The sequence below is a fragment of the Pseudoroseicyclus tamaricis genome, from assembly GCF_012070395.1.
Taxonomy (GTDB): domain Bacteria; phylum Pseudomonadota; class Alphaproteobacteria; order Rhodobacterales; family Rhodobacteraceae; genus Pseudoroseicyclus_A; species Pseudoroseicyclus_A tamaricis.
In genome coordinates this window covers 174,547-200,937 of the sequence record NZ_JAAFYS010000003.1, presented here as the reverse complement: position 1 = coordinate 200,937, position 26,391 = coordinate 174,547, and the positions used below count along the sequence as shown (strand labels likewise).

Here is a 26,391-nt window from a genome sequence, read left to right as displayed (position 1 = left end):
GGGAGCCGCCTCACGCCGCCGCGTTCACAGGTTTATCCACAGGTTTTCGAGGGCGGCAGGCCCTGCCGCGCTCCCGCCCACCCACCCCGATCGGCACGGCCTGCCTCGCGCGACGGGGGCCGGTTTTCGCTGGCCGAAAGGCCTTTCGATTCTCCGCGACAGGCGTGCCGCCAAGGGCTAGGCTGGCCCTGCCTCGCCGCTCGGGAGGGAGCGGCAGAGGCGCCAAGAGGAGGAAAACATGAGACATCATCTGATCGCGGGCGCGGCCATCGGCCTCGCATCCGCCGCGCCGGCCATGGCGCAGGACTGCGCCGGTTTGCAGGACATGGGGCTCGGCGCGGGCACCGTCAGCGCCGCCGCGGCGGTGGAGGCGGGGGCGCTGCAGATCCCCGGGCGGGACGGCGTGCAGACGCTCGCCGACGCGCCGGCGCTCTGCCGGATCGAGGCGCGGCTTTCCAGCGAGGAGGGCTCCGACATCGGCATGGAGCTCTGGCTGCCGGAGCCGGAGGCGTGGAACGGCCGGTTCGTCGTGGTGGGCAATGGCGGCTTCGCCGGCTCCATCTCCCACGGGGCGATGGCCGGGCCGCTGGCGGCGGGCTACGCCGTCGCCTCCACAGACACCGGCCACGAGGGCGGGGCGGATGCGAGCTTCGCGCTCGAGGAGCCGGCCTTCTTCGATTTCGCCTACCGCGCGGTGCACGAGACCGCCGCCGCCTCGAAGGAGGTGATCGGCAGCTACTACGAGGGGGAGCTGGAGGAGAGCTACTTCACCGGCTGCTCCACCGGCGGGCGCCAGGCGCTGACCGCCGCGGCGCGCTACCCGGAGGATTTCGACGGCATCGTCGCCGGGGCGGCGGCGGTGAACGGCGCGCGGCTCCATGCGCAACAGGTCTTCACCGGGCTGGTGGGGATGGATGGCGGGCAGTCGGTGCTGACCGATGAGGACTACGCCGCCATCGCCCAGTCCACCCTCGACGCCTGCGACATGAACGACGGCGTCGCCGACGGCGTCATCGAGAACCCGCTGGCCTGCGAGCCGGACCTCGCGGCCGCCGGCCTCAGCGGCGAGAAGCTGGAGACGGCCGAGGCGCTCTATACCGGGCCGCTGGACGCCAGCGGCGCGCCGCTCTTTCACGGCTACGCGCCGGGCTCGGAGGGTACATGGTTCGCGCTCAGAGGCGAGGCGCCGCTGATCGTGGCCTCGGATTTCTTTCGCATCTTCGTCCATGGCGACGAGAGCTGGAGCTGGGAGGGATTCGACCCGGAGGCGGAGATCGCGAATGCCACGTCCATCGCCGACACGATCGGGGCGGAGAGCGCCGACCTCTCCGAGTTCTTCAGCGCCGGCGGCAAGCTGATCATGTATCACGGCTGGGCCGATCCGGGCATCTCGCCCTACAACTCCATCGCGTTCTACGAGGATATCCGGGCCGAGAGCAGCGGCGCGGAGGAGGCGGCGCGGCTCTTCATGGTGCCCGGCATGGGCCATTGCGGTGGCGGGCCGGGGCCGACCAGCTTCGACATGCTCTCGGCCATCGACGGCTGGGTGACGGAAGGCGCGGCGCCCGAGGTCATCCCCGCCGCACACCTGACGGAGGGCGTGGCCGACCGCACGCGCATCCTCTGCCCCTTCCCGCAGGTCGCCACCTATTCGGGCGAGGGGGATAACAGCGACGCGGCCAATTTCTCGTGCCAGATGCCGGGCGAGTAGCCTCCGTCCGGCGCCGGTCACCCGGCGGCGGACAAGGGGATTGCAATGCCCGATGGAATCAGTCAGGAATTGCGTCGACCCGGATTGCATGGGGTGGTCCGGGACGCGGGGACGGTGAGAGCGGCGCACACACGCACTCACCGTCCCCGTTTCTATGTCCGGTAAAATGAGAAGCTTACGGCGCGCGCGGTCCCGCCGCAGCCGGCCGCGTCACGCCACAGGGCCCGGTCGGGCTCCGTCAGGCGACGCTCTTTTTCTCGCCCTTGATCTCGGCGGCATAATACTCGCGCTTTTGCGTGTACATCCGCTCGTCCGCCCGGCGGATGGTCGCCTCCAGCGTCTCGCCGTCGCGGATCGTCGCGTGGCCGATGGCCAGCTGCAGCTGCGGCATGTGCGAGTAATACTGGTTGTTGAGCTTCACCAGCCGGTCGATCGTCTCCATCGTCGTCATGGAGGCGCTGCGGCCCACGTTCGGCAGCAGGACGGCGAACTCGTCGCCGCCGATGCGCGCCGCGCTGCCCTCTTCCCCCGCCGCTTCGCTGAGAACCTCGCCCAAGCGCCGCAGCAGGCCGTCGCCGGTGTCGTGGCCCATCGTGTCGTTGATGGTCTTCAGCCCGTTGAGGTCGACGATCAGCACCGAGACCGGGCGCACGCTCATCCGCTCGAGCCGGTTCACCGCCTCGATATGGTAGGCGCGGTTGCGCAGGCCGGTGAGGACGTCGTGCTTGCCGAGGTACTCGAGGTAGGCCTCGGCCTTCTTGCGGGCGGTGATGTCTGTCAGCGCCACCTGCACGCGGCTCCAGCTGCCTTGGTGGCCGGGCAGAACGGAGAACTGCATGATGACGAAGCGCTCCGAGCCGTCGAGCGCGTAGTTCACCACCTCGCGGCTGTGGAAGAGGTTGCCCTGCCACAGCTCGATGAGCTGCTCGCGGAAATGGTTCTCGAAATCGCCGCGGAAGATCAGGTGCTGGCTGTGCAGCAGCGTCGACTTGTCGGGCGCGCCGAACATCGTCAGCGTCGCCTGGTTGATGTCGAGCACCCGGATCTCGGCCATGCACTGGCGGATGAACTCAGGGTGCACGTCGAGGAAAACGCGCAGGTCGGAGATGCCGCGCTGGCGCAGCCCTTCCAGCAGGTGGCGGATGCGGGAGAAATCCTCGATCCAGAGCGAGACGGGGGAATGCTCGAAGATCCCCTGTGCCTCCAGCTCCTTCTGCACGGCCTGGCGGCGGGCATCGGCGGTGTCGGTGATGTCCTCCGTCGTCACCAGCACGCGGTCCATCGTCGCCTCGTGGCCGGGCAGGGCGTTGCCGCGCAGCTTGATGTCGAGCCGGCGCCCATCGAGCGTGTAGTTGGTGGTGACGGAGGAGAAGCGGGTGCCGCCGCTCCATAGCTGGCTGAGCTCCTCGATGTGGGTGCGCATCATCTCGTCGTGGAAGATGACCGGCATATTGGCGACCAGCTCGTCCTGATCGCGCGCGCCGAAGAGCTTGAGCGTGGCGGCATTGACCTGCAGAACCCGGATCTTCTCGGCGCAGGCCTTGGCGCGGCGCGGATCCTCGCCGAGGAAAGCACGAATGTCGGTGATCCCCTCCTCCCGCCACGCGTCGAACTGGGCGATGACCGCGGAGTAATCCTCCAACCACATGGCGATGGGCGCGAGGTCGAAGACGTCAGGCTCGAGCGGGGCGGGCTCTCGCGCCGAGTTGAATGTGGATCGTGCGGTTCTGGGCATACTCACTCGCCGGTCGGGCACTCGCAAATTGAGACAGGTCTCGCCGTAACGTGCTGCAGCGGACGGCCGTTCTTAAAAGAGTAAACGGCACGTGAAGAGCGTTCAAGCTCCGCGCGGCATCCGCCGGGGGCGATGCATCTGAACGTCACGTATGGTTAACCACTCCGGCCAACGGGAATAGCCCCCCGCCGGGCTCAACCGGCGGGGGGAGGCAGGAATGTCACGCTTGCGTGTGGCCGGGACAATAAGCCCCGAAATCCAGCATTTAGCAGCGCCGCGCGAACGGCGCCGCCGGGAGCTGCCGGTTACATCTGCTCCTTCTGCGCGGCGGAATCGGGCCGGGCCTTGCCGAGGTCCGGCTTCTGGCCCAGCGGCTCGACCTTGTCCTTCTTGGTGAAGGTGCCGCGCCCGTCGAGCGAGGGGCCGGCGGTCCAGCGACCTTCCGGCGTCGGCTCGTCGAGGGAGGTGTTGAGGAAGTAGTAGGAATGCTCCGTCGCCTCGTGGCTCTCGGGCGTGGAGTTGGGGACGGGCAGGGTAGCTTCCATGCCGCCCAGCTCCTCGATCACCGCAAGCCACTGCTGCTGGTGCATCGTGTCGCGGGCGATGAGGAAGGAGAGCATGTCCTTCATCCCGGCATCGTCGGTGAGGTTGTAGAGCCGGCTGGCCAGCACGCGACCGCCGCCCTCGGCCATGGCATTCGCCATCATGTCGGCGGCGAGGTTGCCGGTGGCGTAGACGTGGCTCATGTCGAAGGGCACGCCATTGGCGTTCACCGGCATGGCGGAGAGGCCGGAGGAGAGCACGTGGCGGGGGTTCATGCCGCCCATGATCGCGGCAACGACAGGGTCGGCCGCTGCCTCGTCCTGCATTGACGTGGGCGCATCCTGAAGATTGAGCGCCACGGCATGTCCGAGAAACTCGATATGGGAGAGTTCTTCCGTCGCCGTCATCATGAGAAGATCGCGGTATTTGCTGTCACCGCGCGCGCCCATCGCCTGGAAGAAATATTGCATGGCAACGCGGATCTCACCCTCAACCCCGCCGATCGCCTGCTGCAAGTACTTGGCGAACATCGGATTCGGTGTATCGACCTTGACCTCGTACTGCAGTTTTCCGGAATGATAGAACATGGCGTCCCCGTTGTTTGTGTATGTGCTGTTGAAACCGGGAAGCGGCTGCAGTGTTTCCTCCAAGCGCAGCAACATTTGTTAGGCGCCACTGGCCGTGGCCAATAGGGACAGAAAGAATGACAAATGACGCCCTGCGTCCCGAGGATCTCGCGCGCGGAATGGTCGGGCGTCTGTCGCCCGAGCTGCGCGCCCGGCTGGCGCCCCTGTGCAGCGAGACACGGGTGGTCGAGGGCCGGCGCCTCTTCTCCACCGCGCAGGAGCGGCTGGACGAGAGCGTGCTGCTGCTGGATGGGCTCATGGGCCGCTACGTGCGTGACAAGCAGGGGCGGCAGCAGATGGTGGCGATCCAGGTGCCGCTGGATTTCGTCGATCTGCATTCCTTCCCGCTCGGCTCGCTCGACCACGAGGTGGAGGCGCTGACGACGGCGCGCCTGGCGGTCTTCCCGCACGAGACGCTCCGCGCTGCGCTGCGGGACGACTACGAGCTGATGGAAGCGCTCTGGCGGCTCACGCTGATCGACGGCGCCATCCACCGGCACTGGACCTTCCGCCTCGGCCGGCTGCGCGCGCTGGCGGGCATTGCCAACTTTCTGGCGGAGATGGATTGCCGGATGCGTATCGCGGGGGTCGGCGAGGAAGGCGGCTACGCCCTGCCGTTGACCCAGCCGGATCTCTCCGACGCCTGCGGCATGTCGCCCGTGCACGTGAACCGCATCCTGCGGGAGCTGCGCGAGGCCGAGATCTGCACGCTCGCCGGCGGGCATGTGCAGATCATGAACCGCGACAAGCTCTACCGCACCGGCGATTTCCGGCAGGACTTTCTCTACGACATCTTGTGAGAGCGGCTGTCGCGGTGGCCCGAAGCCTCACCGGCTAGAATCGATCATCTTGGGGGGTGGTGGAGCCGAGGGGGATCGAACCCCTGACCTCGTCATTGCGAACGACGCGCTCTCCCAACTGAGCTACGGCCCCGAACCGGCGCCACATAGAGGCGATTGGCGGCCGGTGTCAAGCGGCCGAACCGGGCTCAAGGCACGGAAAATCGCTCCGCCCTTCGCCCCCCTCTCACCCTGCCGGATCCATTTCATCGGGCCAGAAATACCGCGGGGGGTTCCCGGGGGGCTGGCCCCCCGGTCCCGCGTTCTCGGCCAAGCTCAGGCGTTGCCCTGCGGGCCACCGTCCTCCTCCCGGTGGCCGCCGGCTGCGGCTGTCGCCCGGCGCCGCAAATCCTCCTCGCGCGGCGCCGGTCCTGCCAAGCTCGCGTACTTGATCCTTCCGATGACGTAGCGCGGGGCGCAGCGGCCCAAGCCGGTCAATCCGGGTATGATCCTCGTCCTTTTATTTCACTTGATCGGGGCGCTAGCTTAGGCATGGCTGCGCTTTGCGGTCGCCGCTTGCGCGACCCCTCCCCGGCAAAAGACCCTTGATCCGCCGCATGCTGACACCATCTGTCAGCAGCCTGCCTTGCCACAGCCCAAGATGAGACCGAGACTCGCAGCCGCACGCGCCCGAGGGGAGACCCGATGCACAACAATTCGCCTGAACAGATGCCCATGCTCCAGCGCCCGCCCGAGCGGCGCGAGAAGCTGGAGGGTGGCAAGCGCTTCCGCATGCAGACGGAGTTCAAGGCGGCGGGCGACCAGCCGACGGCGATCAAGGAGCTGGCCAGCGGCATCGGTGGCGGCGACCGGGACCAGGTGCTGCTCGGCGCCACCGGGACGGGCAAGACCTTCACCATGGCCAAGGTCATCGAGGAGACGCAGCGCCCGGCCATCATCCTCGCCCCCAACAAGACGCTGGCGGCGCAGCTCTACGGCGAGTTCAAGGGTTTCTTCCCCGACAATGCCGTGGAGTACTTCGTCTCCTACTACGATTACTACCAGCCGGAGGCCTACGTGCCGCGGTCGGACACGTATATCGAGAAGGAAAGCCAGATCAACGAGCAGATCGACCGGATGCGCCACTCGGCGACCCGCGCCCTGCTCGAGCGCGACGATGTCATCATCGTCGCCTCCGTCTCCTGCATCTACGGCATCGGCTCGGTGGAGACCTATTCCGCCATGACCGTCGACCTGCACAAGGGCCGCTCCTACGAGCAGCGCGAGGTCATCGCCGATCTCGTCGCCCAGCAGTACCGCCGCAACGATGCCGGCTTCCAGCGCGGCTCCTTCCGCGTGCGCGGCGACACCATCGAGGTCTGGCCCGCCCACCTCGAGGATCGCGCCTGGCGCCTCTCCTTCTTCGGGGAGGAGCTGGAGAGCATCACCGAGTTCGACACGCTGACGGGCGAGAAGTCCGACAGCTTCGAGCGGGTGCGCATCTACGCCAACTCGCACTACGTCACCCCGCGCCCGACGCTCGCCCAAGCCATCCAGGGCATCAAGAAGGAGCTGACGGTGCGGCTCGACCAGCTCGTCGGCGAGGGCAAGCTGCTGGAGGCGCAGCGGCTGGAGCAGCGCACCCAGTTCGATCTGGAGATGATGGAGGCGACCGGCGCCTGCAACGGCATCGAGAACTACTCGCGCTACCTGACGGGCCGCGCCCCGGGTGAGCCGCCGCCGACGCTCTTCGAGTTCATCCCCGACAACGCCATCGTCTTCGCCGACGAGAGTCACGTCTCGGTCCCGCAGATCGGCGCCATGTACAAGGGCGACTACCGGCGCAAGTTCACCCTCGCCGAGCACGGCTTCCGCCTCCCCTCCTGCATGGACAACCGCCCTCTCAAGTTCGAGGAGTGGGACGCGATGCGCCCCCAGTCCATCTACGTCTCCGCCACCCCGGCGGCGTGGGAGCTGGACCAGGCCGGCGGCGTCTTCGCCGAGCAGGTGATCCGCCCCACCGGCCTCCTCGACCCGCAGGTGGAGATCCGCCCCGTCGCGACGCAGGTCGACGACCTGCTCGACGAGATCCGCAAGGTCACCGCCAAGGGCTACCGGACGCTCTGCACCGTGCTGACCAAGCGCATGGCGGAGGATCTGACGGAGTACCTGCACGAGCAGGGCATCAAGGTGCGCTACATGCACAGCGACATCGACACGATCGAGCGGATCGAGATCCTGCGCGACCTGCGTCTCGGCGCCTTCGACGTGCTGATCGGCATCAACCTGCTCCGCGAGGGGCTCGACATCCCGGAATGCGGGCTGGTGGCGATCCTCGATGCCGACAAGGAGGGGTTCCTGCGCTCCGAGACCTCGCTGATCCAGACGATCGGCCGAGCGGCGCGGAACGTCGAGGGCCGGGTCATCATGTATGCCGACCGCATCACCGGCTCGATGGAGCGCGCGATGCGAGAGACGGAGCGGCGGCGCGAGAAGCAGATCGCCTACAACATCGAGCACGGCATCACCCCGGCGACGGTGAAGCGCAACGTCGACGACATCCTCGCCGGCCTCTACCAGGGCGACGTCGACATGAACCGGGTGACGGCCAAGGTCGACCGCCCGGTGCCCGGCGCGAACCTCGAAGCGGTGCTGGAGGGGCTGCGGGCAGACATGCGCAAGGCCGCCGAGAATCTCGAGTTCGAGGAGGCGGCGCGCCTGCGCGACGAGGTCAAGCGGCTGGAGACGGTGGACCTCGTCATCTCCGACGACCCCCTCGCCCGGCAGACGGCCGTGGACGCCGCCGTCGAGGCCGGCGCGAAAAGCTCCGGCCGCAGCACGGCCGGGCGGCCGGGCCAGCGCGGCGGGGTGAAACGGCGCGGGAAGCGGTGACGGACCGAGGCAGGATGCGTTTGGCGAAACGCCTCACGTAGCGTTAACCTCCGTTAACGAATCGTTAACGGAGGACTCGCCTTGAAAGGTATCGCAACGGCAGCGCTGTCAGCCACGGTGCTGGCCGGTCTGCTTGCAACAGGTCTGCCCGTTCGAGCGCAGTCCCAATGCGATCCGAATTACTCAGGCGCCTGTGTCCCCATCGCGTCAAATGTCGATTGCGCAGGTGGCTCAGGGAATGGCCCCGCTTACGTGCAGGGCCCCGTGCGCGTCGTGGGCAGGGATATCTACGAGCTCGACAGGGACGGCGACGGCATCGGCTGCGACTGACGTAAAAATGGCGGGGACCAGCCCCGCCATTCACTCGTACCCAAAGTCACTCGAATTCCCTCACCGCGGCGGCGTGTTCTTCTTCCGACCGCCCTTCAGCGCCTGCACGATCGCCAGCACAATCACCGCGCCGATGACGCCGACAATCAGGACGAGGAGCACCCCGCCCGCCGCCAGCGCCGTCACGCCCAGCGCGGCGAGGATGAATGGCGTCGCCAGCGCAGCCACCACGCCCACGATCATGTAGAGGCCCTTGTCGCGCCCCGCGACCATGCCGGCGATCCAGCCGGCGACGAGGCCGATCAGGGCCAGCACGATCAGCATGAAGATGCCGATGCCTTGAATGAGATCTTCCATTTCACGCTCCCACGTTACCTTTCCCTCTCAAGGCGCCGGGGAGGCTGCCGGTTCCCCCTTGTCGCCGCGCACGGGGCCGCCATCTAGCCCTTCATGCATGTCGCTCTCGTCCTCGGCTCCGCCAATCGCCCCGACGGCCCCTCGCCGAACCTCCTGCGCCGCGCCCGCCACGGCGCCCAGCTCTGGCACGAGGGGCGGGTGCAGGCGCTCGTCGGCACCGGCGGGGTCGGCGGGGGGACGGAGAGCGAGGCGGAGGCCATCGCTCGCGTCCTCATGGCCGAGGGCGTACCGGACAGCGCGATCCGGCAGGAACGCGAGGCGCGTGATACGCTGGAGAACATCCGCCTCTCCCTCCCCCTCCTGCGTGAGCTGGGCGCGACCGAGGTCCTCATTGTCTCCGACGCCGTCCACTGCCCCCGCGCCGTGATGACCGCCCGCGCCCATGGCTTGAGCGCCCGCGCTGCCCCTGTGCCCTTCCGCGGCAGCCACCTGCGCAGCCAGTCGTGGCTGGCCCTGCGCGAATGCGCAGCCATCCCCCTCTACTGGTGGCGCCTGCACCGTTGAGCCTGGTAGCAATCAAAGCATCGCGCCCCTGCTCGAGATGGCGGTGGGAGCATGGAAGCCCCGCCTGCGGGCGACAAGCTGGAACACCGCCCGCAGGAAAAAAGCTCGGCTGTCCTGTCACCGCGAGGGTGACGGCACCTCGATCACTCAACGACCTCGTCGAGGCTCCTGAACACGCCGCAGCCCAGCCGCTCGCCGGAGCCGCCGGAGGGTTGTTCAGCGTAATTGTCGTCGCCCTCGTGGATGACGATGGCGGCGCCGTCGCCATCCGTCAGCATGTCGAAGGTCAGCAGGTGGTTGAAGTAGGTCACCGTCGCCTCGCCCTCGAGATTGGCGTGCAAGTTGGGCAAGTCTCCCGGGTGCGGGCCGTCCGGCGAGAAGACGCCGTGCTCGGCATCGCCGGCGATATGGCCACCGGCGGAGGTGAAGTCCTCATCCGAGCAGTCGCCGACCTCGTGGATATGCACGCCATGGACGCCGGCGGGGGCGTCCACGAGCGAGATCTGGATCATCATGATCCCCGAGGCGGTGCGGGTGGCGGTGGCGCCGCCCATCACCTCTCCGGCCCGGTCATGAATGGCGGCGGAGATCTCCTGCGCCTGCGCGGCGGCTGGCAGGCCGAGCGCGAGCGTGGCGGCGAGGGCGGGCAGAATGCGTCTGGTCATGTGGTCCTCCTCTGGTGCCTTGCGCGGCGGGGCCGCGCCGGTTCACCGAGTCAACCGAGGCGGCGCGGGGTTGTTCCCCGATTGCCCGTGCGGGGGCCGTGGGGAGGGGCGGGGAGGCCCCTGCGCCTTGCCCTGTTCGCTCGCGCTTGGCATAAGCAGGCGGCACTCAGACGGAGCCTGACCGATGCGCGCGAGAATCTACCAGCCGTCCCGCAACGCCATGCAATCGGGCAACGCCCGCACCCGCGGCTGGGTGCTGGATTTCGTGCCCTCGGAAGCCCGCTCGGTCGACCCGCTGATGGGCTGGACCTCCTCGAGCGACATGAACGCGCAGGTGAAGCTGCACTTCGACACCAAGGAAGAGGCCATCGCCTACGCCGAGCGCCACGGGATCGACGCTCTCGTGCGTGAGCCGCGCCGCCGCGCGCCCAACATCCGCGCCGGCGGATATGGTGAGAATTTCGCCACCCACCGCCGCGGTCCCTGGACGCACTGACGCCCGGCCGCCGGCAAGTGGCGCGCTTGCGCCACGGACGGGAGCCGAATTCGCGCGCGGGCTTGCCGCGGCCACTGGTGGCTGCTCAATTCCTGTGCATATGAGCCCCGCATAAACCGGGACCAACAGGAGCAGAATACATGATTCGCTGGATCGCCATCATCGTCATCATCGTCGCGATACTCATCGCGGTGGATGTCTTCTTCGGCCTCTTCGGGGGCAACTTCTCGGGGATCTTCGGCCTCGAGCCCGAGGGCGCGGTCGTCGTCGACGACGCCGTTGTCGTCGATCCCGACGGCGACGAGACAATCGTCACCGAATAAGGCGCAGGACTGGCGCCGCGGGCGACGGCAAGCTATCCCGTCGCCCGTGCGGTCCCGTAGCTCAACTGGATAGAGCAGCCGACTTCTAATCGGCAGGTTGAGGGTTCGAGTCCTTCCGGGATCGCCAGTCTCCGGTTATTAAGGTAGATCGATGCTGCGAGTGAGATCTATCGTCGCACTCGGGTTGCAAGCGCTCAAGAAGCTGTCTGTAGGCCTTTTCATAAGGAGTGCCTCCATTGATCGTTGCTAGCCTCAGGACCCATTGATCAGGACGGCGCTGCATGATTCAGGCTTCGTCAGAAGTAGGCTGACGATGAGTGATCTTTACTGGTTGAGCGATGCGCAGATGGAGCGGTTGCGGCCCTAGTTTCCCAAGTCCTATGCTCGACCCCGCGTGGATGATAAGTTTGTGCTGAGCGGCATTGTCTTCATCAATCGTAATGGCTTGCGTTGGCGGGATGTGACCTGAGCCCCGTTTCTTCCTCCAGTTTGAGGTAGAGTTCGCTCCAACGAGGAGACGGACAATGAAGCGATCAAGGTTCACGGAAGAGCAGATCATCGGAGCGCTGAAGGAGTAGGAGGCCGGGATGTCGACGGCCGACGTGTGCCGGAAGCACGGGGTCAGCCGCGCCACGTTCTACAAGTGGAAGGCGCGCTATGGCGGGCTCGAGGTGTCGGATGCGCGGCGGCTGAAGGCGCTCGAAGAGGAGAACGGCAAGCTGAAGAAGCTGCTCGCCGAAGCCATGCTCGACAGCCCCGAGGAGGACAAATCGATCCAGTGGATCGATTTGCCGAGGGGCGATCCTGAAGGATGTCGCCGCAAAAAAATGTAGCGCCCGGCGTGAAGCGGGAGGCGGTGGCGCATGTCGTGGAGATCCACGGGGTGAGCCAGCGCCGGGCGTGCAGGGTCCTGGCCGTGGATCGCTCCGGCGTGCGCTATCGTGGCGTGCGGCCGGACGATGCCGAAGCTCGGGCGGCGATGAAGGCGGTGGCCGCGGAGCGGCGGCGGTTCGGCTATCGGCGCATCCACGTGATGCTCGAGCGCCAGGGGATCGTGATGAACCTGAAGAAGCTAAGACGGCTCTACCGCGAGGAGAAGCTCCAAGTGCGCCGCCGGGGTGGGCGCAAGCGCGCCTTGGGGACACGGCGGCCGATGCTGGTGCCGGAGGCACCGAACATGCGCTGGAGCCTGGACTTCGTCAGCGATGCACTGACCGACGGGCGGCGGTTCCGGGTCTTGGCGGTCGTCGATGATTACAGCCGGGAGTGTCTGGCGCTGGTCGCTGACACCTCCCTCTCCGGTCTACGGGTTGTCCGAGAGCTGGAGGCCCTGATCGTTCGGCGGGGGCCGCCCGCAATGGTGGTTTCAGATAATGGCAGCGAGCTCACCTCGATGGCCGTCCTGGCATGGTGCCAGAGCACCGGCGTCGATTGGCACTACATCGCACCCGGCAAGCCCATGCAGAACGGTTTCGTCTAGAGCTTCAACGGCCGGTTCCGCGACGAGCTGCTCAACGAGACGCTGTTCTCGTCGCTCAACGACGCCCGATGGCAAATCCGGGCCTGGCAGGAGGACTACAACCATCACCGCCCGCACTAGGGGCTCGGGAACATCCCGCCAGCCGAGTTCGTGGCAAAGAACGGCTTGGCAACACGTGCCGCGTAGCCCCAGACATCAAACGGCGGACTCTCCGTAAGGCCGGAGGGAAGTCGGGTCTCAGGTCAGATGCGCCACACGAATACGCTCGGCACAAGACGCTCCACAATCTCTGGATCAGATGGAGCCGCATGGGGGTGTTCGCCAAGCTCATGGAGCGGCTCGCCGCCGAGCGGGCCGACTGCCATCATGATCGACGCGACCTCTGAAGGAGCACCGCACGGCCTCAAGCTTGGAGGCTCGAAAGGGCGTGGCCGCGCCACCGTATCGAGATCATGTTCGGCCGCATCTAATGTTGGCGCCGCGTGGCCACTCGCTATGACCGAGGCCCCAAGGTCTTCCTGCCAGCCCTCGCGCCGCCACGGTCATCTATTGGCTATCAGTCCTGATCCTAATCGTATTACCACAAAACAAGTAGACCCCCATCCCTCCCCAAGGCCTTGAACCGAGCAACTTTCACCGCCATCACTAATCGAAGTCCGTCCGCTTGCTCTCCTTTTTCCAATCGGCCAGCGCCGACTTCAGGTCGTAACTGTACCGGAACCCGGTTGCAACCAGCGCTTCAGGAACAACATTTGTGGAGAGATTGAGCTTCATCACACGCGCTCGATTGATGCCAGTCTTCACGCCCACGCGGTCAAGTCCTTCGAATACTTGCCCTGCGCCCAAGACGGCCAACTTCGGCACAACCCGTTCGGCCTTTTTGTATCCACCTACCTCAGCCATCGCATCAGCAATGTCCTTCGACGTATGGCGTTCGGGATAGGCAAAATTGTAGGTGAAGGTGGGTTCGGCACGGTCCATGGCAAAGAACATACTCTCGACGAGATCCTTCACGTATCCGCAGGACTTGATTGTATCGGTCCTGCCCGGAAACACGAACCGGTTTCTCGCAAGCATTCTGGTCATTCTAGTGAAGTTGCCCCGCTCCTCACGGCCGAAGATAACAGCCGGTCGGACGATGGTCAGCTTCCGGCCTGCAGGCTGTTCGTTGTGCCACTGCCGATGGATTTCCTCAGCACACAGTTTTGATTTGCCGTAGGCGCTCTCCGGCCGGAGCGGCGAACTCTCGTCCACCGCCTCCTCGGTCGGCCCGTAGACCGAGATGGAACTTGTGAATAGAAGTTCGTTCACGCCTTTCGAACGTGCAAAATCGCACACGTGAGTGGCACCCAGTACATTGGCCCAGAAATACTCCCAGTCTGGGTGGCCCGGCGTGGTATGGACGGCTGCCAAGTTGAAAATCTTGCGGACCGGGCCGTCGATGAGGTCGCCGAGGGGGAGGGTAAGATCGTGCCTCAGGTAGGTGACACCGTCGACCCGCCACCGCGGCTCGGCGATGTCGACCGAGGTCATTTGTGCCTCTGGATCCGTCTTACTCATCCTCTCAAGAAGATGCGAGCCAATAAATCCTGCTCCGCCAAATACGACAATTTGATCTTTCATATAGAATGCCCTGAGTCGAAAAGATCTGCATTTTTTCCTAAGGCCATCGAGAGACGAAGTTTGTTCATCGTCGCCGCGTGCGCTGTGCCCTCGCCGGTTGTCTAAGCAGTGCTGCGGCGCAGCGTCCAGAGGTTCTCCGCCGTTTTCTTGGTCTCGGGACTCCTTAGAGTGATTGAACGGCAACTGTTCAGCACAACAGCTGAACCCTGAGGTGAAAAAAATCACCGTGGCTCTGGTGACATACGAATGGTCTCGGGCGCTACGCGGCTCATTCGGCGACCTGGCAAAAGCCATTGACCGCAGCGAACAAGCTGCGCATGCCCGGCATTCCACAAATTGACAGGAGCCGGCACTGCAGCTTCTCGTTCCGCCTGCATTTGGAGCGCGCAAGGAGCGCTTCAACCAGCTTAGGACTGGCTCTCCACCGCCCCGTCCATCTCCGCCTCCGTCTTCGCCGGAGGGATGATCCCCTCGCCGCGACCGGAGAGGAACAGCCCCAGCCCGTGCAGGCTGTCGAACTTCTCCGAGAAGGCGCGCACCACGATCAGCACCGGCACGGCGATGATCATCCCGACGACGGACCAGGCCCATCCCCAGAAAGCCACCGCGACGAACACCGCCACCGGGTTGAGCTTGAGGCTCCGTCCCACCGCATAGGGCGTCACGAACTGCCCCTCGATGCTCGTCAGCGCGATGTAGACCCCCGCCACGAGAGCCGCCGCCCCCACCGTGTCGAGGGAGACGATGCCGATCCCGAAGGTCAGCACCGCCCCGGCGATGGCACCGAGGAAGGGGATGAAGTTGAGCACGAAGGCCAGCACCCCGAAGAGCGCCGGGTTGGGCATCCCCAGAAGCCACAGCGCCACCCCGATGGCGAGCCCGAGGCCGGCGTTGATGACGGTGATCGTCAGGAAGTAGCGGCTGATCTTGCGCTCGATATCGTAGACGATCCCGATGGCGCGGCGCTTGTCATGGAAGGTCGGGTTCACCGCGACGATCTTCTCGTAGAAGAGATCGCCCGAGGCGATCAGGAAGAACAGCATCACCAGCGTCAGGCCGATCTGCGCCATGACGAAGGGCACCGTGGTCACCGCCTGCGTGAAGAGGCCGGGGCTTGTATCGACGGCGATCTGCTCCTGCGCCTCGTCATCGCGGTCCGTCAGCTCGCTGACCTGCTCGGTCGCGTCGGAGACCTGCTCCACGAGATCGTTGATCCCCCGCAGCTTGAACTCCACGTCTCGCAAGAGCGCCGGCCCGTCCTGGACGTAGTTCTGAACCGGCCCGGCGAGGCTGACGGCCCCGGCGACGCTCAGCGCGACGAGCATCAGCACGATGAGCCCGGCCGATGCGCCGTCCGGCAGGCCGCGGCGGTGCAGCCAGCGGCGGATCGGCGAGAAGGTCAGCGACAGCAGGAACGCCAGGATCAGGGGCATCAGGAAGGTGCGCGCCAGCACCATGACGACGCCGCAGCCAATGATGAACAGCCCCGTGACGGCCCAGTGGGACCGGGGGGCAGGGGCATCGGGGGTTTCGTTCATCTGAGGCTCCCGCATCGGCAGGCGGGAGCCGCGCTGACCGTTTCATAGGCGCTAAGCTAGCGCGCCCTTGGGGAAGGTCATACGGCCAGACGCGGAAAATCCATACGGGGAAATCGTGTGAGCCCTCTGCTGGCGGAGGGAAAACCGCCGGTCCCGGCGGTTCGCCGCCAGGCGCCAAAAGTGGCGGCGCTGCCACCTTGGCGCCGGGCTCCACCAGACGTCAGCGGGAGGTGTAGCCCCCGTCGACGAGGTGGTAGCTGCCGGTGATGAAGCTCGCCCGGTCGGAGAGCAGGAAGCAGGTCAGCGCCGAGACTTCCTCCGGCCGGCCGAGGCGCCCCACCGGGTGCTGCCCGGCAAGCCCGTCGAGCGCCCCTTGGTCGAGGTTCTTCGACAGCAGCGGCGTGTCGATGAAGGCCGGGCCCACGGCGTTCACCCGGATCCCGGCTTGCGAATACTCCAGAGCGGCCGTGCGGCTGAGCCCCAGCAGGGCGTGTTTCGTCGCCACGTAGGCGCTCGCCGAGGCGAAGCCCACCGAGCCAAGGATCGACGACATGTTGACGATGGAGCCGCCGCCGGAGGCCAGCATCGCGGCGATCTGGTACTTCATGCCGTAGAAGACGCCGTTCAGGTTGACGTCGATCACCTTGCGCCAGCCGTCCAGCGAGAGATCGGCGATTGCCTCCGCCGGCCCGCCGATGCCGGCGTTGTTGACGGCGAGATGCAGCCCGCCGAAGGCCTGGGCCGCCTTCGCCACCATCGCCTCCACCTGGCTCGCGTCGGCGACATCGACGGCGAACCCCTCGGCCTTCGCCCCGCTCTCGCGCAGCTGAGCCGCCAAAGCCTCTGCCGCCTCACCGTCGAGATCGGCGACCAGCACGCTCGCGCCGCTCGCGGCGAGCTCGCGCGCGATGGCCGCCCCGATCCCCGAGGCGCCGCCCGTGACGATCGCTGCCTTGCCCTTGAATTCACCTGTCATCGTGCCCTCCATAATGGTTGAGCCGATGTTAAGGGCGCTCGCGCGACCCTGCCTTGATGAGGATCAATCCGGCGCCGCTGGTGTGCAGACGCGAGGGACTCCGGCGGCGCCCACTGCGGCGCCCTTGCCCCTGATCCCCGATCTCAGGAGAGAGAGCCCCTCACTCTTCCCGAGGCGCGCCCCCCGCGAAGATCTGCTCCGCGCCGTAGCTGACGGGGGCCTCCGTCATCTCCAGGTGCAGGGCGGTGCCTGTGTAGGGGTGGGCGCGCGCGAGGTCTTCGTCGACCTCGATGCCGAGGCCCGGCGCGGTGGGGACGGCGACGTAGCCGTCCTCCACCGCGATGCTGCCCTTGATGAGGCGGCTGTGGAACTCCGTCTCGATGGTCTCGGCCATGAGCAGGTTGGGGATGGCGGCGCTCAGCTGCAGGCTCGCCGCCCATTCGATCGGGCCGCAGTAGAGGTGGGGGGCGACCTCGGCGCCGTAGGCCTCTGCGAGTACTGCGATCTTGCGCGCCTCCCAGATCCCCCCGCAGCGGCCGAGCGCCGGTTGCACGATGGCCGCGCCGCCGTCGCGCAGGACGGGGGCGAACTCCGCGCGGGTCGCCAGCCGCTCGCCCACCGCGACGGGCACCGGGGAGCCGGCGGAGACGCGGGCGAGGGAGGTCAGGGCGTCGGGCGGCACCGGCTCTTCGAACCAGAGCGGGTCCCAGGGCGCGATGGCGGCGGCCATGCGCAGGGCGCCGGCGGTGGAGAACTGCCCGTGCGTGCCGAAGAGCAGGTCCGCCCGGTCGCCCACCGCCTCGCGCACCGCGCGGCAGAAAGCGGCGGAGCGGGAGAGGTCCGTCAGCGCCGGCGTGTGGCCGCCGCGGATGGTGTAGGGCCCCGCCGGGTCGAACTTCACCGCCGTGTAGCCGCGCTCCACCAGCGCCAGCGCGCTCTCGGCCGCCTGCTCTGCGCTGCCCCAGAAGGCGGGGAGCGCGTGATGCGGGGCCGAAGGGTAGAGGTAGGAATAGGCGCGGATCCGCTCCTGCACCCGCCCGCCGAGGAGCGCGTGGACGGGGCGGCCGCGCGCCTTGCCGAGGATATCCCAGCAGGCGATCTCCAGCCCCGAGAAAGCGCCGATCACCGTGGGATCGGGCCGCTGGGTAAAGCCGGAGGAATAGGCGCGGCGGAACATCAGCTCGATGTTCTCTGCGCTCTCGCCTTGCATGTGCCGCTCGAAGACGTCGCGGATGACGGCCTCCATGGCCTCGGGCCCGACGGCGGCGGCGTAGACCTCGCCCCAGCCGGTGATACCGTCCGTCGTCGTCACCTTCACGAGGATCCAGTAGCGCCCGCCCCAGCCGGGCGCGGGCGGGGCGGTGACAATGACGTCCAGATCGGCGAGGTTCATTCTAGGTCTCCCGGCAAGGCGCTGCGCATGGACGATATCGAATACATCGAGGTCGGAAAGGGCGATCTGCCCCGGCTGCTCGACGCGCCGGCGGATCTCTTCGACAATCCGGTCATCCCCGAGGAGGCGGAGGCCTTCCTGGCGGACCCGGCGAATGTCATCGTCCTCGCCATGGAGGGCGGCCGCGCGGTGGCCTTCGCGTCCGGCACCTTCCTGCGCCATCCCGACAAGCCGGTGAGCCTCTTCATCAACGAGGTCGGCACGCTTGAGGGGCACCGCCGCCGCGGCCACGCCAGCGCCGTCACCCGCCGGCTGTTCGAGATCGCGCGTGAGCGCGGGGCGGAGGGCGTCTGGCTCGGCACGGAGATGGAGAACGCGCCCGCCCGCGCCCTCTATCGCAGCCTCGGCGGGGTCGAGCAGATCTCTGCCCTCTACGGCTGGGACGAGGCGTTCGGCCCATGATGGGCAGGCGGCGGAGGCGCTGGCCGGCGCGGCTGCGGCGGGCCTGGGTGGAGAGCCCAGGCCTCGTCTTCGCCTTCTTCCTCGCAGGGACGGTGACACTCTACTTCGCGCTGCGGATCGTCGCGGACGCGGTGACCGCCCCGCCGGAGCGGCCCGACATCCAGCCCTGGATGACGATGGGCGTCGTCGCCCGGATGCATGACCTCGACCTCCGCGCGCTCGATGCCATGGCCGGCCTGCCGATGCCCGGCCCGGACGGGCCGATGACGATCAGCGAGATCGCCCGCGAGCGCGGCATCCCGGTGGAGCAGGCGATCAGCGAGGTCGAGGCCGCCATCGCCCGCCTGCGGGAGGCGGAAGGCTCGGCGGACCGCGTCGGGACGGGGGCAGGGCGGCCGTGACGGACTGGCTGCTGCCGCTCGTGCCGACCTATGGCGCGCTCCTTCTGGGCGTGGCCATCTTCCTGTCATGCTTCGCGGTGCCGATCCCCGCCTCGATCATGCTGCTGGCGGCCGGCGGCTTCGTGGCGGTTGGGGACCTTGGCCTCGTGCCGGTGGCGGGGGCGGCGGCGCTGGGTCTGGTGGCGGGAAACGAGGCCGTCTACTGGCTCGGCCGCGGCGGGGGAGGGCGGCTGGCCGGCTACTTCTCGCGCCGCTCGCGCCATGTCGCCCGCGCCTCGGCGCTGCTGGCGCGGCGGGGCGGGCCGTTCCTCTTCCTCTCGCGCTGGCTCTTCTCGCCGCTGGGGCCCTACGTCACCTTCGCCGCCGGTGCCGCCCGCCAGCCCTGGGCGGTCTGGTGCGCCTGGGGCCGGGCGGGGGAGCTCATCTGGCTCGCGCTCTACCTCGGCCTCGGCTACGTCTTCGCCGACAGCCTCGAGCAGGCGTCGGACATGGCGTTCAACGTCCTGCTGCTGCTGGGCTCGCTGGCGGTGACGCTCTTCCTTGGCATCCGCCTCTTCGGCGCCCGCCAGCGCCGCCGGCGCCGCCGCCTGCCAGACGCCCGGGAAACGGCGCCCGAAGGCCCAGACGCCTGAGTCCCGGCCCGCCTGTTTTCATCTGGCCAAAAATACCTCGGGGGCGCGGGGGCAGAGCCCCCGCACGTCAATCCGAAGTCAGAGCGCCGCTTTCAGCGCGTCGCCCAGATCCGTCCGCTCCCACGAAAAGCCGCCATCATCGTCCGGCGCTCGGCCGAAATGGCCATAGGCGGCGGTGCGCTCGTAGATGGGCTTGTTCAGCTCCAGGTGCGTGCGGATGCCCTGCGGCGTCAGGTCCATCGCCCGGGCGATGGCCTTCTCGATCTGCTCGGGCGGCACCTCGGCGGTGCCCGCGGTGTCGACGTAGATCGACAGCGGCTTGGCGATGCCGATGGCGTAGGAGAGCTGGATCAGGCACTTCTCCGCCAGCCCCGCCGCCACGACGTTCTTGGCGAGGTAGCGCGCCGCGTAGGCGGCCGAGCGGTCGACCTTCGTCGGGTCCTTGCCCGAGAAGGCGCCGCCGCCATGCGGCGCCGCGCCGCCATAGGTGTCGACGATGATCTTGCGGCCGGTCAGGCCCGCATCCCCGTCAGGCCCGCCGATCACGAAGGTGCCGGTGGGGTTCACCCACCACTCCGTCGCCTCGGTCAGCCAGCCCTCGGGGATCACCTCGCGGATGTAGGGCTCGACGATGGCGCGAATGTCGGCGCTCGTCTGCCCTTCGTCGGCATGCTGGGTGGACAGGACGATGGAGGTCACCTCCACCGGCTTGCCATCCTCGTAGCGCAGCGAGATCTGGCTCTTCGCGTCGGGGCGCAGCGTCGGCTCCTCCCCCGACTTGCGCGCCTCGGCCAGCCGGCGCAGCACGGCGTGGGAATAGAGGATCGGCGCCGGCATGAGCTCCGGCGTCTCGTTGGTGGCGAAGCCGAACATGATGCCCTGGTCGCCCGCCCCCTCGGCCTTCTCGTTGGAGGCGTTGACCCCTTTGGCGATGTGCGCGGACTGCTCGTGCAGCAGGTTCGTCACTTCGCAGGTGTTCCAATGGAACTTGTCCTGCTCGTAGCCGATATCGCGGATGCACTCCCGCGCGATATCCGGGATGGCCTCCATGTAGCGGTGCAGCTTGTCCTGATCGCGCAGGCCGACCTCGCCGCCGATGACGACGCGGTTGGTGGTGGCGAAGGTTTCGCAGGCGACGCGGGCCTCGGGCTCTTCGGCGAGGAGGGCATCGAGAATGGCGTCCGAGATGCGGTCGCAGACCTTGTCCGGATGCCCCTCGGAAACGGATTCCGAGGTAAAAATGTATTCTTTACGGGCCATTGGGGAGCGCTCCATTATGGTCTGCCCGACACGCCAGGAAGCCGTTGTGACGGGGATCGTATGGAGGTAGCCGGGCCTCACAACCGCGTCAACCGCGAAAGCGCCGGCCCCCCAGCGCGGCGCCGAGCAGCAGGAGCAGCATCGCCCCCGCCGCCGGACCGTCGCCCAGCCGCGCGTAGAGTGTCGGCGCCAGCGCCTCGGGCAGCCGCGCGTCGAGCGCGCCGGCCACACCCAGTGGCAGCTCGGCGGTGACGCGACCTTTGGCGTCGATCATCGCCGAGATGCCGGTATTGGCGGCGCGGATCATCGGCAGCCCCTGCTCGATGGCCCTGAGGCGCGCCTGCGCGAGGTGCTGCTTCGGCCCGGCGCCCGGCCCGAACCATGCATCGTTGGTGATCAACAGCATGGCGCGCGGCCTCTCGCCGGCGGCCCCGGCGCGCACCTCCTCGGCGAAGATGCCCTCGTAGCAGATGAGCGGCAGCATGGGCCCGAGCCGCGGCACCTCGATCACCCGCGCCCCCGGCCCGGAGGAGAAGCCGCTCCCCTCGCTCGCCGCCAGCCCGTGCAGCCCGAAGCGGCCGAGCACGTCGCCCCAGGGCATGTACTCGCCGAAGGGCACCAGATGCGCCTTGTCATAGAGGCTCTGCACCTCCCCGGCCGGCCCGAGGGTGATCAGCGAGTTGTAGAGCCGCGCCCCCTCCTGCCGCAGGATGCCGGTGACGAGCGGCGCCCCCCGCGCCGACTCCGCCATCTCCGGCAGGCGGTCGCCGACGCTGTTCAGCCACCACGGCACCGCCGTCTCCGGCCAGACGACGAGGTCCGGCGGCGCGCCCGCCCCGTCCCCGGCGGAGAGGTCAAGCAGCCGCTGGTAGAAGACCTCCGGCCGGCGCCACTTCTCCGCCTGCGGGGCGTTCGGCTGCACGATGCGGATCATCGGCCCTTCGGAGGCCGGGGCCGCTCCGGTCGCCAGCAGAGGCCAGAGCGGCGCCAGCGCCAGCACCGGCAGCGCCGCCATCCAGCGATGCCGCCCGGCCGCCAGCCCGGCGATGCCGGCGGCGACCAGCAAGGACAGCGTCGTCAGCCCGTGCGGCCCGATCCATGCGGCCAGCTGGGCGAGGGGCGTGCCCACCCAGACATGGCCGATCAGCGCCCAGGGAAAGCCGGTGAAGATGAGCCCGCGCAGCAGTTCCACCGCCGCCAGCCCGCCCGCCAGTGCCAGCCTCTGCGCCCACACCCCGCCGCCGCGCGTCAGCTGGGCCGCGCCCCAGGCACCGATCGCCCAGAACACCCCGCCGCCGAGCGCCATGAAGAAGAGCCCGAAGGGCGCCATCCAGCCGTAGATTTCCGGCTCGACGAGGAAGGGATGCACGATCCAGTGCAGCGCCACCGCGAAATATCCGAAGCCGGCCAGCAGGCCGAAGAGCGCCGGCCGCGCCCGACCCGGCCAGAGCCAGAACAGCCCCGCCAGCGCCAGCACCGTCAGCTGCCATAGCCCCCACGGCGCCTGCCCCAGCGCCGCCAGCGCCCCGAGCAGGATCGGCAGCCCAGGGGCCGTCGCCCGCCTCACAGCCGGCTCTCGCTTTCCGGGGAATAGCCCGGGTAGGCCGACAGGCGGGGGGCCGCGCCCCCCTCAATGCCAACCGTCCCCTTAAGCCTGTCTGGCGTCATTCCGCCGGCACGGGCCGCAGGCGCACGCGCAGGCGCTTGATGCGGCGGGGATCGGCGTCGATCACCTCGAATTCCGGCCCGTCGGGGTGGCGCACCACCTCTCCGCGTGCCGGCACGTGCCCGGCGAGCATGAAGACGAGGCCGCCCAGCGTGTCGACCTCTTCCTCATCGACTTCCTCGTGCTCGGTCAGGTTGATGCCGGTCGCTTCCTCGAAATCGGTCAGCTCCGTCTTCGCCTGCGCCAGCCAGATGCCCGGCCGCTCCTGCACGAAGCTGTCCGCCTCGTCGACGTCGTGCTCGTCCTCGATCTCGCCGACGACCTGCTCGATCAGGTCCTCGATCGTCACCAGCCCGTCGGTGCCGCCGTATTCGTCGATCACCAGCGCCATGTGGATCCGCTCCGCCTGCATCTTGGTGAGCAGGACGCCGAGCGGCATCGAGGGCGGCACGAAGAGCAGCGGCCGCACGAGCGGGCGCAGGTCGAAGGCCTCGCCGCCGTCGCCGTTGAAGCCGTGCTTGAGGGCGAAATCCTTGAGGTTCACCAACCCGATGGGCGTGTCGAGCGTACCGTCGAAGACAGGCAGCCGCGTCAGCCCGCTGTCGCGGAAGACGTCCACCAGCTCCTCTTCGCTGGCCGTCACCGGGACGGCGGTGATCTCCGCCGTGGGGACGGAGACATCGTTGACCCGCAGCCGGCGCAGGTTTCCCAGCCCGGGCACCGAGGTCGTCGGCGCCGAAGCGGGGCGGTCGGCCGGGTCATCGGCCTCCTGCGGCCCGAAGGCCTCCTTGATGCGGGTGAAAAGTCCGGGCCTCCCCTGAGGAGGCTCCCCTTCTTCGCTGTCGTCCCCGGGCGTGGGCCCGTTCGTGGGCCCGGGCGTGGGGTTATCCATCGTCACTGTCATCTCGCAAGAAACGGCGGTTCGACCCGCCCGTCACATCTCCATCTCATATGGGTTCGCCACCCCCACCTTGTCCAGTATCTCCGCCTCAAGTCGTTCCATCAACGCGGCGTCCTCGTCTCTCTCGTGATCGTAACCGAGAAGATGAAGAAACCCGTGCACGACAAGGTGAGTCACATGCGCCGCCATCGGCCGCCCCGCCGCCTCGGCCTCGGTCGCGCAGGTCTCCCACGCGATGGCGATGTCGCCGAGCTCCTCGTCGCCCGGCCCGGGCGGCGGGGGAACGGCGCCGGCGGTGTCCGCGCCCCGCTCCGACGACGGCCAGGAGAGGACGTTGGTGGGCACGGGCTTGCCGCGGAAATCGGCGTTTAGCGCGGCGATGCGCGCGTCGTTGCAGGCGAGGAGGGCGGCCTCGTAGCCGCCGCCCGCGAGGCCGAGATGGAAAAGCGCCGCAGTGGCGGCGCGCTCGGCAAGGGCTTCGAGGTCGATTGTGGACCAGCGGTCATCCTCGATGAGAACGTCGATGGCGCTCATCGCTGAAACCCCGTCGCGGGGTGTCCGGCCGGGGAGGGGGGCTGTCTGCCCCCCGCTGCCTGCGGCAGCCCCCCCGAGGATTTTTTCGGACCAAAGACAGGGGGCGCGGCGGCAGCGGGCGAGACGTGCCCGCAAGGGAGCGGCGAGCGGGGCCGGTCAGCCGGGGGCATCGGCATCGTAGGCCTCGATGATCGCCGCGACGAGCGGGTGGCGGACGACGTCCTTCGACGTGAAGTAGTTGAAGGAGATCTCCGGGATGGCCTTGAGCAGGCGCTCGGCGTCCGACAGGCCCGAGGAGATGCCGCGCGGCAGGTCCACCTGCGTCCGGTCGCCGGTGATGACCATGCGGCTGCCCTCGCCGAGGCGGGTGAGGAACATCTTCATCTGCATCGTCGTGGCGTTCTGCGCCTCGTCCAGCACCACGAAGGAGCGGGAGAGCGTGCGCCCGCGCATGAAGGCGAGGGGGGCGATCTCGATCACCTTCTCCTCCATCATCTTCTGCACCTGCTTGCCCGGCAGGAAATCCCCCAGCGCGTCGTAGAGCGGCTGCATGTAGGGATCGACCTTCTCCTTCATGTCGCCGGGCAGGTAGCCCAGCTTCTCGCCCGCCTCGACGGCGGGGCGGGAGAGGAGGATGCGGTCGACATGGCCGGTGAGGAACATCGAGACGCCCACGGCGACGGCGAGGTAGGTCTTGCCGGTGCCGGCCGGGCCGATTCCGAAGGCCAGCTCGTGCTGGAAGAGTGAGCGGACATAGGCCTTCTGCGCCTCCGTCCTCGGCTCCACCAGCTTCTTGCGGGTCTTGATCTCGATCCGCTGCCCGTCGGCGCCGAAGAGTTCGGCCTGGCCGGGCAGGGCGGCAGGGCGGGAGCGGGGCGGCGGGGCCGGCTCCGGCCCGCCCATGCGCAGCTCACGGTCCAGATCGCCGGAGGCGATGCCGCGGCCCTGTTCCAGCCGGTGGTAGAGCGCGGCGAGCACTCGTTCGGCCGTGCGCTGCGAATCCGCCTCGCCGTGGATCTCCAGCCGGTTGCCGCGGCGCAGGATCTGCACCTCCAGCCGCTCCTCGAGCTCGGCAAGATTGCGGTCATGCTCGCCGCACAGGTCGATCAGGAGGAAGTTGTCAGGGAATTCGAGGATCGCGGGCGGGGGAAGAATCGACACCAAATATGTAGGCTCCTGGGGCTGGTCCCTAGGGCCATCGTGGCAAGATCGCCGCCATGGCGCAAGCGGGCATTGTGCCGCTCGGCGGGGCGCCGCAGAGCCATGCTGCGTGGCGCCTTGGAGGGACCGATGTCCGCGCGGAAATCGGCGCGGAGAACGCCCGATTTCCCTGCGCTGCGGCCCACGCAAAGGGAAGGGCGCCGGCGGGTCTCCCCACCGGCGCCTGCCATGTCGGTCTGCCGCTGCCCTCAGAGCAGGTCGGGGATCGGCGAGCCGTCCTTGAAGGGGCCGGTGACGGTGCTCGGGGCGGCGACGCCGGAGCAGACGGGTCGTCCGTCGGGCGTCAGCCGCTCGGACATGTAGCCCTCGAAGCCGTCGTCGATGATCCAGTGGTCGCAGCCGTTGGGATCGACCCAGATGCCGGCGACGAGGTCGGTCAGCGAGTGGGAGTCGATGTTGCGGTCCACGCTCTTGTCCGGCCCGTAATCGGTGCAGGCGGAGAGCGCCGCGAGGCCGGCCAGCAGGATGGCGGGTTTGAGAAAGGTCATGATCGTCATCCTTACCGGGTTAGCGCAGGCAGTAGATCTCGACACGGCGGTTCAGGCGCATGCCGCCCTGCGGGGTATCGTTGACGGCGCGGGGCCGGCGCTCGCCGAAGCCCTTCACGTCCACCACACGCGCGCCGATCGACTGGGCGACGTCGGCGACGGAGGCGGCGCGGCGCTCGGACAGCGCGATGTTGTACTCGTCGGAGGCGCGGCTGTCGGTGTGGCCGTAGATCAGGAAGCCGAAGGCATTGGCGCTGGTGAAGAAGTTCGCCAGCCGCTGGCGGTTCTCGGCGTTGATGTCCGAGCGGTCGGTGGCGAAGAGCTGGTCCGTCGGCATGACGCCGCAGATCTCGGCGCGGTGGCAGACAGGGTCGCCATTGCGATCGAGATGGGGGGACATGTAGCCCTCGGCGCCGTCATCGAGGGCCCAGTGCTCGCAGCCGTCGGGATCGATCCAGATGCTGGGCAGGTACTGCTCGTCCGCAAAGGCGGGCTGGAGCAGCCCGGCGGAGAGGAAGGCGCCCGCGGCGAGCGCGGACAAGGTGGCCCTCAGGTGGCGGACGAAGCTTCTCATGGCAGCGATCCCTTTCGGAATGGTCGGGCCAGCGGCGGGCAGCGGGCCGGCATGGCACAGGACTTTGACGTGTTAAGGCGGATGTTACGCCAGCCGGTCAAGTTGGAAAGAAATTTTAACGAAATCTGCGCCATCGGCGGCAACAATCCAGCCTCGGAGCGTGGATTGTCGGGGAAGGCCCAGCCGCCGCTCGGGGCGGCGTGGCTCGATTCGTCCTGCCC

At 67.9% G+C, this 26,391-nt stretch carries 24 protein-coding genes, 2 tRNA genes, 3 pseudogenes and 1 riboswitch; of the genes and pseudogenes, 13 read left to right on the top strand and 16 right to left on the bottom strand.

Translation table 11 applies throughout. The features are described from left to right. Positions 1-238: 238 nt before the first annotated feature. Positions 239-1,711 carry a tannase/feruloyl esterase family alpha/beta hydrolase gene (locus GY170_RS12730; RefSeq protein ID WP_163894224.1) on the top strand — a complete coding sequence of 491 codons (1,473 nt, stop codon included), beginning with the start codon at positions 239-241 and terminating at the stop codon, positions 1,709-1,711. 238 nt (positions 1,712-1,949) lie between these two features. Here GY170_RS12730 and GY170_RS12725 read toward each other — a convergent pair whose 3' ends face one another. Together GY170_RS12725 and GY170_RS12720 are read right to left on the bottom strand one after the other, a co-directional pair. Then, positions 1,950-3,446 carry a sensor domain-containing diguanylate cyclase gene (locus GY170_RS12725; RefSeq protein ID WP_163894222.1) on the bottom strand — a complete coding sequence of 499 codons (1,497 nt, stop codon included), beginning with the start codon at positions 3,444-3,446 and terminating at the stop codon, positions 1,950-1,952. Positions 3,447-3,751: 305 nt separating this feature from the next. After that, positions 3,752-4,576, bottom strand: a complete 825-nt coding sequence (locus GY170_RS12720; RefSeq protein WP_163894221.1) for a manganese catalase family protein — start codon at positions 4,574-4,576, stop codon at positions 3,752-3,754. A 116-nt stretch (positions 4,577-4,692) separates the two neighbouring features. Here GY170_RS12720 and GY170_RS12715 point away from each other — a divergent pair, with 116 nt between their 5' ends. Beyond that, positions 4,693-5,415, top strand: a complete 723-nt coding sequence (locus GY170_RS12715; RefSeq protein WP_163894219.1) for a Crp/Fnr family transcriptional regulator — start codon at positions 4,693-4,695, stop codon at positions 5,413-5,415. 57 nt (positions 5,416-5,472) lie between these two features. On the opposite strand, the gene GY170_RS12710 is transcribed toward GY170_RS12715, so the two are convergent. After that, positions 5,473-5,548 (bottom strand) — tRNA-Ala (locus GY170_RS12710). Positions 5,549-6,099: 551 nt separating this feature from the next. On the opposite strand from GY170_RS12710, the gene uvrB reads away from it, so the two are divergent. Beyond that, positions 6,100-8,286, top strand: a complete 2,187-nt coding sequence (gene uvrB, locus GY170_RS12705) for an excinuclease ABC subunit UvrB (RefSeq protein ID WP_163894217.1) — start codon at positions 6,100-6,102, stop codon at positions 8,284-8,286. 390 nt (positions 8,287-8,676) lie between these two features. On the opposite strand, the gene GY170_RS12695 is transcribed toward uvrB, so the two are convergent. After that, positions 8,677-8,973, bottom strand: coding sequence for a GlsB/YeaQ/YmgE family stress response membrane protein (locus GY170_RS12695; RefSeq protein ID WP_163894215.1), 297 nt, complete (start codon positions 8,971-8,973; stop codon positions 8,677-8,679). A gap of 93 nt (positions 8,974-9,066) precedes the next feature. Between GY170_RS12695 and GY170_RS12690 the strand changes: the two genes are divergently transcribed. Further along, positions 9,067-9,537 carry a YdcF family protein gene (locus tag GY170_RS12690; protein WP_163894213.1) on the top strand — a complete coding sequence of 157 codons (471 nt, stop codon included), beginning with the start codon at positions 9,067-9,069 and terminating at the stop codon, positions 9,535-9,537. Between the two features lie 143 nt (positions 9,538-9,680). On the opposite strand, the gene GY170_RS12685 is transcribed toward GY170_RS12690, so the two are convergent. Then, positions 9,681-10,202 (bottom strand): superoxide dismutase family protein, encoded by a 522-nt coding sequence (locus tag GY170_RS12685; RefSeq protein ID WP_163894211.1) that lies wholly within the window; start codon positions 10,200-10,202, stop codon positions 9,681-9,683. Between the two features lie 184 nt (positions 10,203-10,386). Between GY170_RS12685 and GY170_RS12680 the strand changes: the two genes are divergently transcribed. From GY170_RS12680 to GY170_RS18550, 6 genes and pseudogenes are all read left to right on the top strand, one after another. After that, positions 10,387-10,698, top strand: a complete 312-nt coding sequence (locus GY170_RS12680; protein ID WP_163894209.1) for an ETC complex I subunit — start codon at positions 10,387-10,389, stop codon at positions 10,696-10,698. Positions 10,699-10,838: 140 nt separating this feature from the next. Continuing rightward, the gene (locus GY170_RS12675; RefSeq protein ID WP_163894207.1) at positions 10,839-11,021 is read left to right on the top strand and encodes a hypothetical protein; all 183 of its coding nucleotides are present in this window, start codon (positions 10,839-10,841) and stop codon (positions 11,019-11,021) included. 50 nt (positions 11,022-11,071) lie between these two features. Beyond that, positions 11,072-11,148 (top strand) — tRNA-Arg (locus GY170_RS12670). A 186-nt stretch (positions 11,149-11,334) separates the two neighbouring features. Further along, positions 11,335-11,481 (top strand): annotated as a pseudogene (locus GY170_RS18400) (transposase); the annotation flags it as partial. Positions 11,482-11,545: 64 nt separating this feature from the next. After that, positions 11,546-12,618 (top strand): annotated as a pseudogene (locus GY170_RS18555) (IS3 family transposase); the annotation flags it as partial. Positions 12,619-12,728: 110 nt separating this feature from the next. Continuing rightward, positions 12,729-13,096, top strand: a pseudogene (locus tag GY170_RS18550) (transposase family protein); the annotation flags it as partial. A gap of 50 nt (positions 13,097-13,146) precedes the next feature. On the opposite strand, the gene GY170_RS12660 reads toward GY170_RS18550, so the two are convergent. The 4 genes from GY170_RS12660 to GY170_RS12645 all read right to left on the bottom strand — a co-directional run bounded on the left by GY170_RS12660 (position 13,147) and on the right by GY170_RS12645 (position 18,031). Further along, on the bottom strand, positions 13,147-14,124 hold the full coding sequence (locus GY170_RS12660; RefSeq protein WP_163894205.1) for an NAD-dependent epimerase/dehydratase family protein: 978 nt from the start codon (positions 14,122-14,124) through the stop codon (positions 13,147-13,149). A 407-nt stretch (positions 14,125-14,531) separates the two neighbouring features. Then, positions 14,532-15,662: an AI-2E family transporter gene (locus GY170_RS12655; protein ID WP_163894203.1), complete on the bottom strand. Its 1,131-nt coding sequence runs from the start codon at positions 15,660-15,662 to the stop codon at positions 14,532-14,534. 220 nt (positions 15,663-15,882) lie between these two features. Next, complete coding sequence (locus tag GY170_RS12650; RefSeq protein WP_163894201.1) at positions 15,883-16,638, bottom strand: SDR family NAD(P)-dependent oxidoreductase; 756 nt, start codon at positions 16,636-16,638, stop codon at positions 15,883-15,885. 160 nt (positions 16,639-16,798) lie between these two features. Next, positions 16,799-18,031: a mandelate racemase/muconate lactonizing enzyme family protein gene (locus GY170_RS12645; RefSeq protein WP_163894199.1), complete on the bottom strand. Its 1,233-nt coding sequence runs from the start codon at positions 18,029-18,031 to the stop codon at positions 16,799-16,801. A gap of 27 nt (positions 18,032-18,058) precedes the next feature. Between GY170_RS12645 and GY170_RS12640 the strand changes: the two genes are divergently transcribed. Genes GY170_RS12640 through GY170_RS12630 form a run of 3 tightly spaced genes read left to right on the top strand, consistent with a single transcriptional unit; the run spans position 18,059 to position 19,526 of the window. Then, entirely contained in the window at positions 18,059-18,493 is a 435-nt protein-coding gene (locus tag GY170_RS12640) for a GNAT family N-acetyltransferase (RefSeq protein WP_163894197.1), read from the top strand. Beyond that, on the top strand, positions 18,490-18,894 hold the full coding sequence (locus GY170_RS12635) for a hypothetical protein (protein ID WP_163894195.1): 405 nt from the start codon (positions 18,490-18,492) through the stop codon (positions 18,892-18,894). Before GY170_RS12640 ends, GY170_RS12635 begins: the two co-directional genes overlap by 4 nt. Beyond that, positions 18,891-19,526 (top strand): DedA family protein, encoded by a 636-nt coding sequence (locus GY170_RS12630; RefSeq protein WP_163894193.1) that lies wholly within the window; start codon positions 18,891-18,893, stop codon positions 19,524-19,526. The genes GY170_RS12635 and GY170_RS12630 overlap by 4 nt, the downstream gene beginning before the upstream one ends. Positions 19,527-19,604: 78 nt before the next feature. Here GY170_RS12630 and metK read toward each other — a convergent pair whose 3' ends face one another. The 7 genes from metK to GY170_RS12595 all read right to left on the bottom strand — a co-directional run bounded on the left by metK (position 19,605) and on the right by GY170_RS12595 (position 26,170). After that, the gene (metK, locus tag GY170_RS12625) at positions 19,605-20,786 is read right to left on the bottom strand and encodes a methionine adenosyltransferase (RefSeq protein WP_163894192.1); all 1,182 of its coding nucleotides are present in this window, start codon (positions 20,784-20,786) and stop codon (positions 19,605-19,607) included. 7 nt (positions 20,787-20,793) lie between these two features. Next, positions 20,794-20,842, bottom strand: a riboswitch (SAM-SAH riboswitch). Between the two features lie 32 nt (positions 20,843-20,874). Then, positions 20,875-22,353, bottom strand: a complete 1,479-nt coding sequence (gene lnt / locus GY170_RS12620; RefSeq protein WP_163894190.1) for an apolipoprotein N-acyltransferase — start codon at positions 22,351-22,353, stop codon at positions 20,875-20,877. Between the two features lie 97 nt (positions 22,354-22,450). Further along, the gene (locus GY170_RS12615; RefSeq protein ID WP_235924173.1) at positions 22,451-23,344 is read right to left on the bottom strand and encodes a hemolysin family protein; all 894 of its coding nucleotides are present in this window, start codon (positions 23,342-23,344) and stop codon (positions 22,451-22,453) included. Positions 23,345-23,386: 42 nt separating this feature from the next. Further along, a complete protein-coding gene (ybeY, locus tag GY170_RS12610) occupies positions 23,387-23,887 on the bottom strand; it encodes an rRNA maturation RNase YbeY (protein WP_163894186.1) in 501 nt (166 codons plus the stop codon). Between the two features lie 156 nt (positions 23,888-24,043). After that, positions 24,044-25,048, bottom strand: coding sequence for a PhoH family protein (locus GY170_RS12605; protein WP_235937842.1), 1,005 nt, complete (start codon positions 25,046-25,048; stop codon positions 24,044-24,046). A gap of 248 nt (positions 25,049-25,296) precedes the next feature. After that, complete coding sequence (locus GY170_RS12600) at positions 25,297-25,596, bottom strand: hypothetical protein (RefSeq protein WP_163894182.1); 300 nt, start codon at positions 25,594-25,596, stop codon at positions 25,297-25,299. A gap of 19 nt (positions 25,597-25,615) precedes the next feature. Next, a complete protein-coding gene (locus tag GY170_RS12595; RefSeq protein ID WP_163894181.1) occupies positions 25,616-26,170 on the bottom strand; it encodes an OmpA family protein in 555 nt (184 codons plus the stop codon). Positions 26,171-26,391 lie beyond the last annotated feature (221 nt).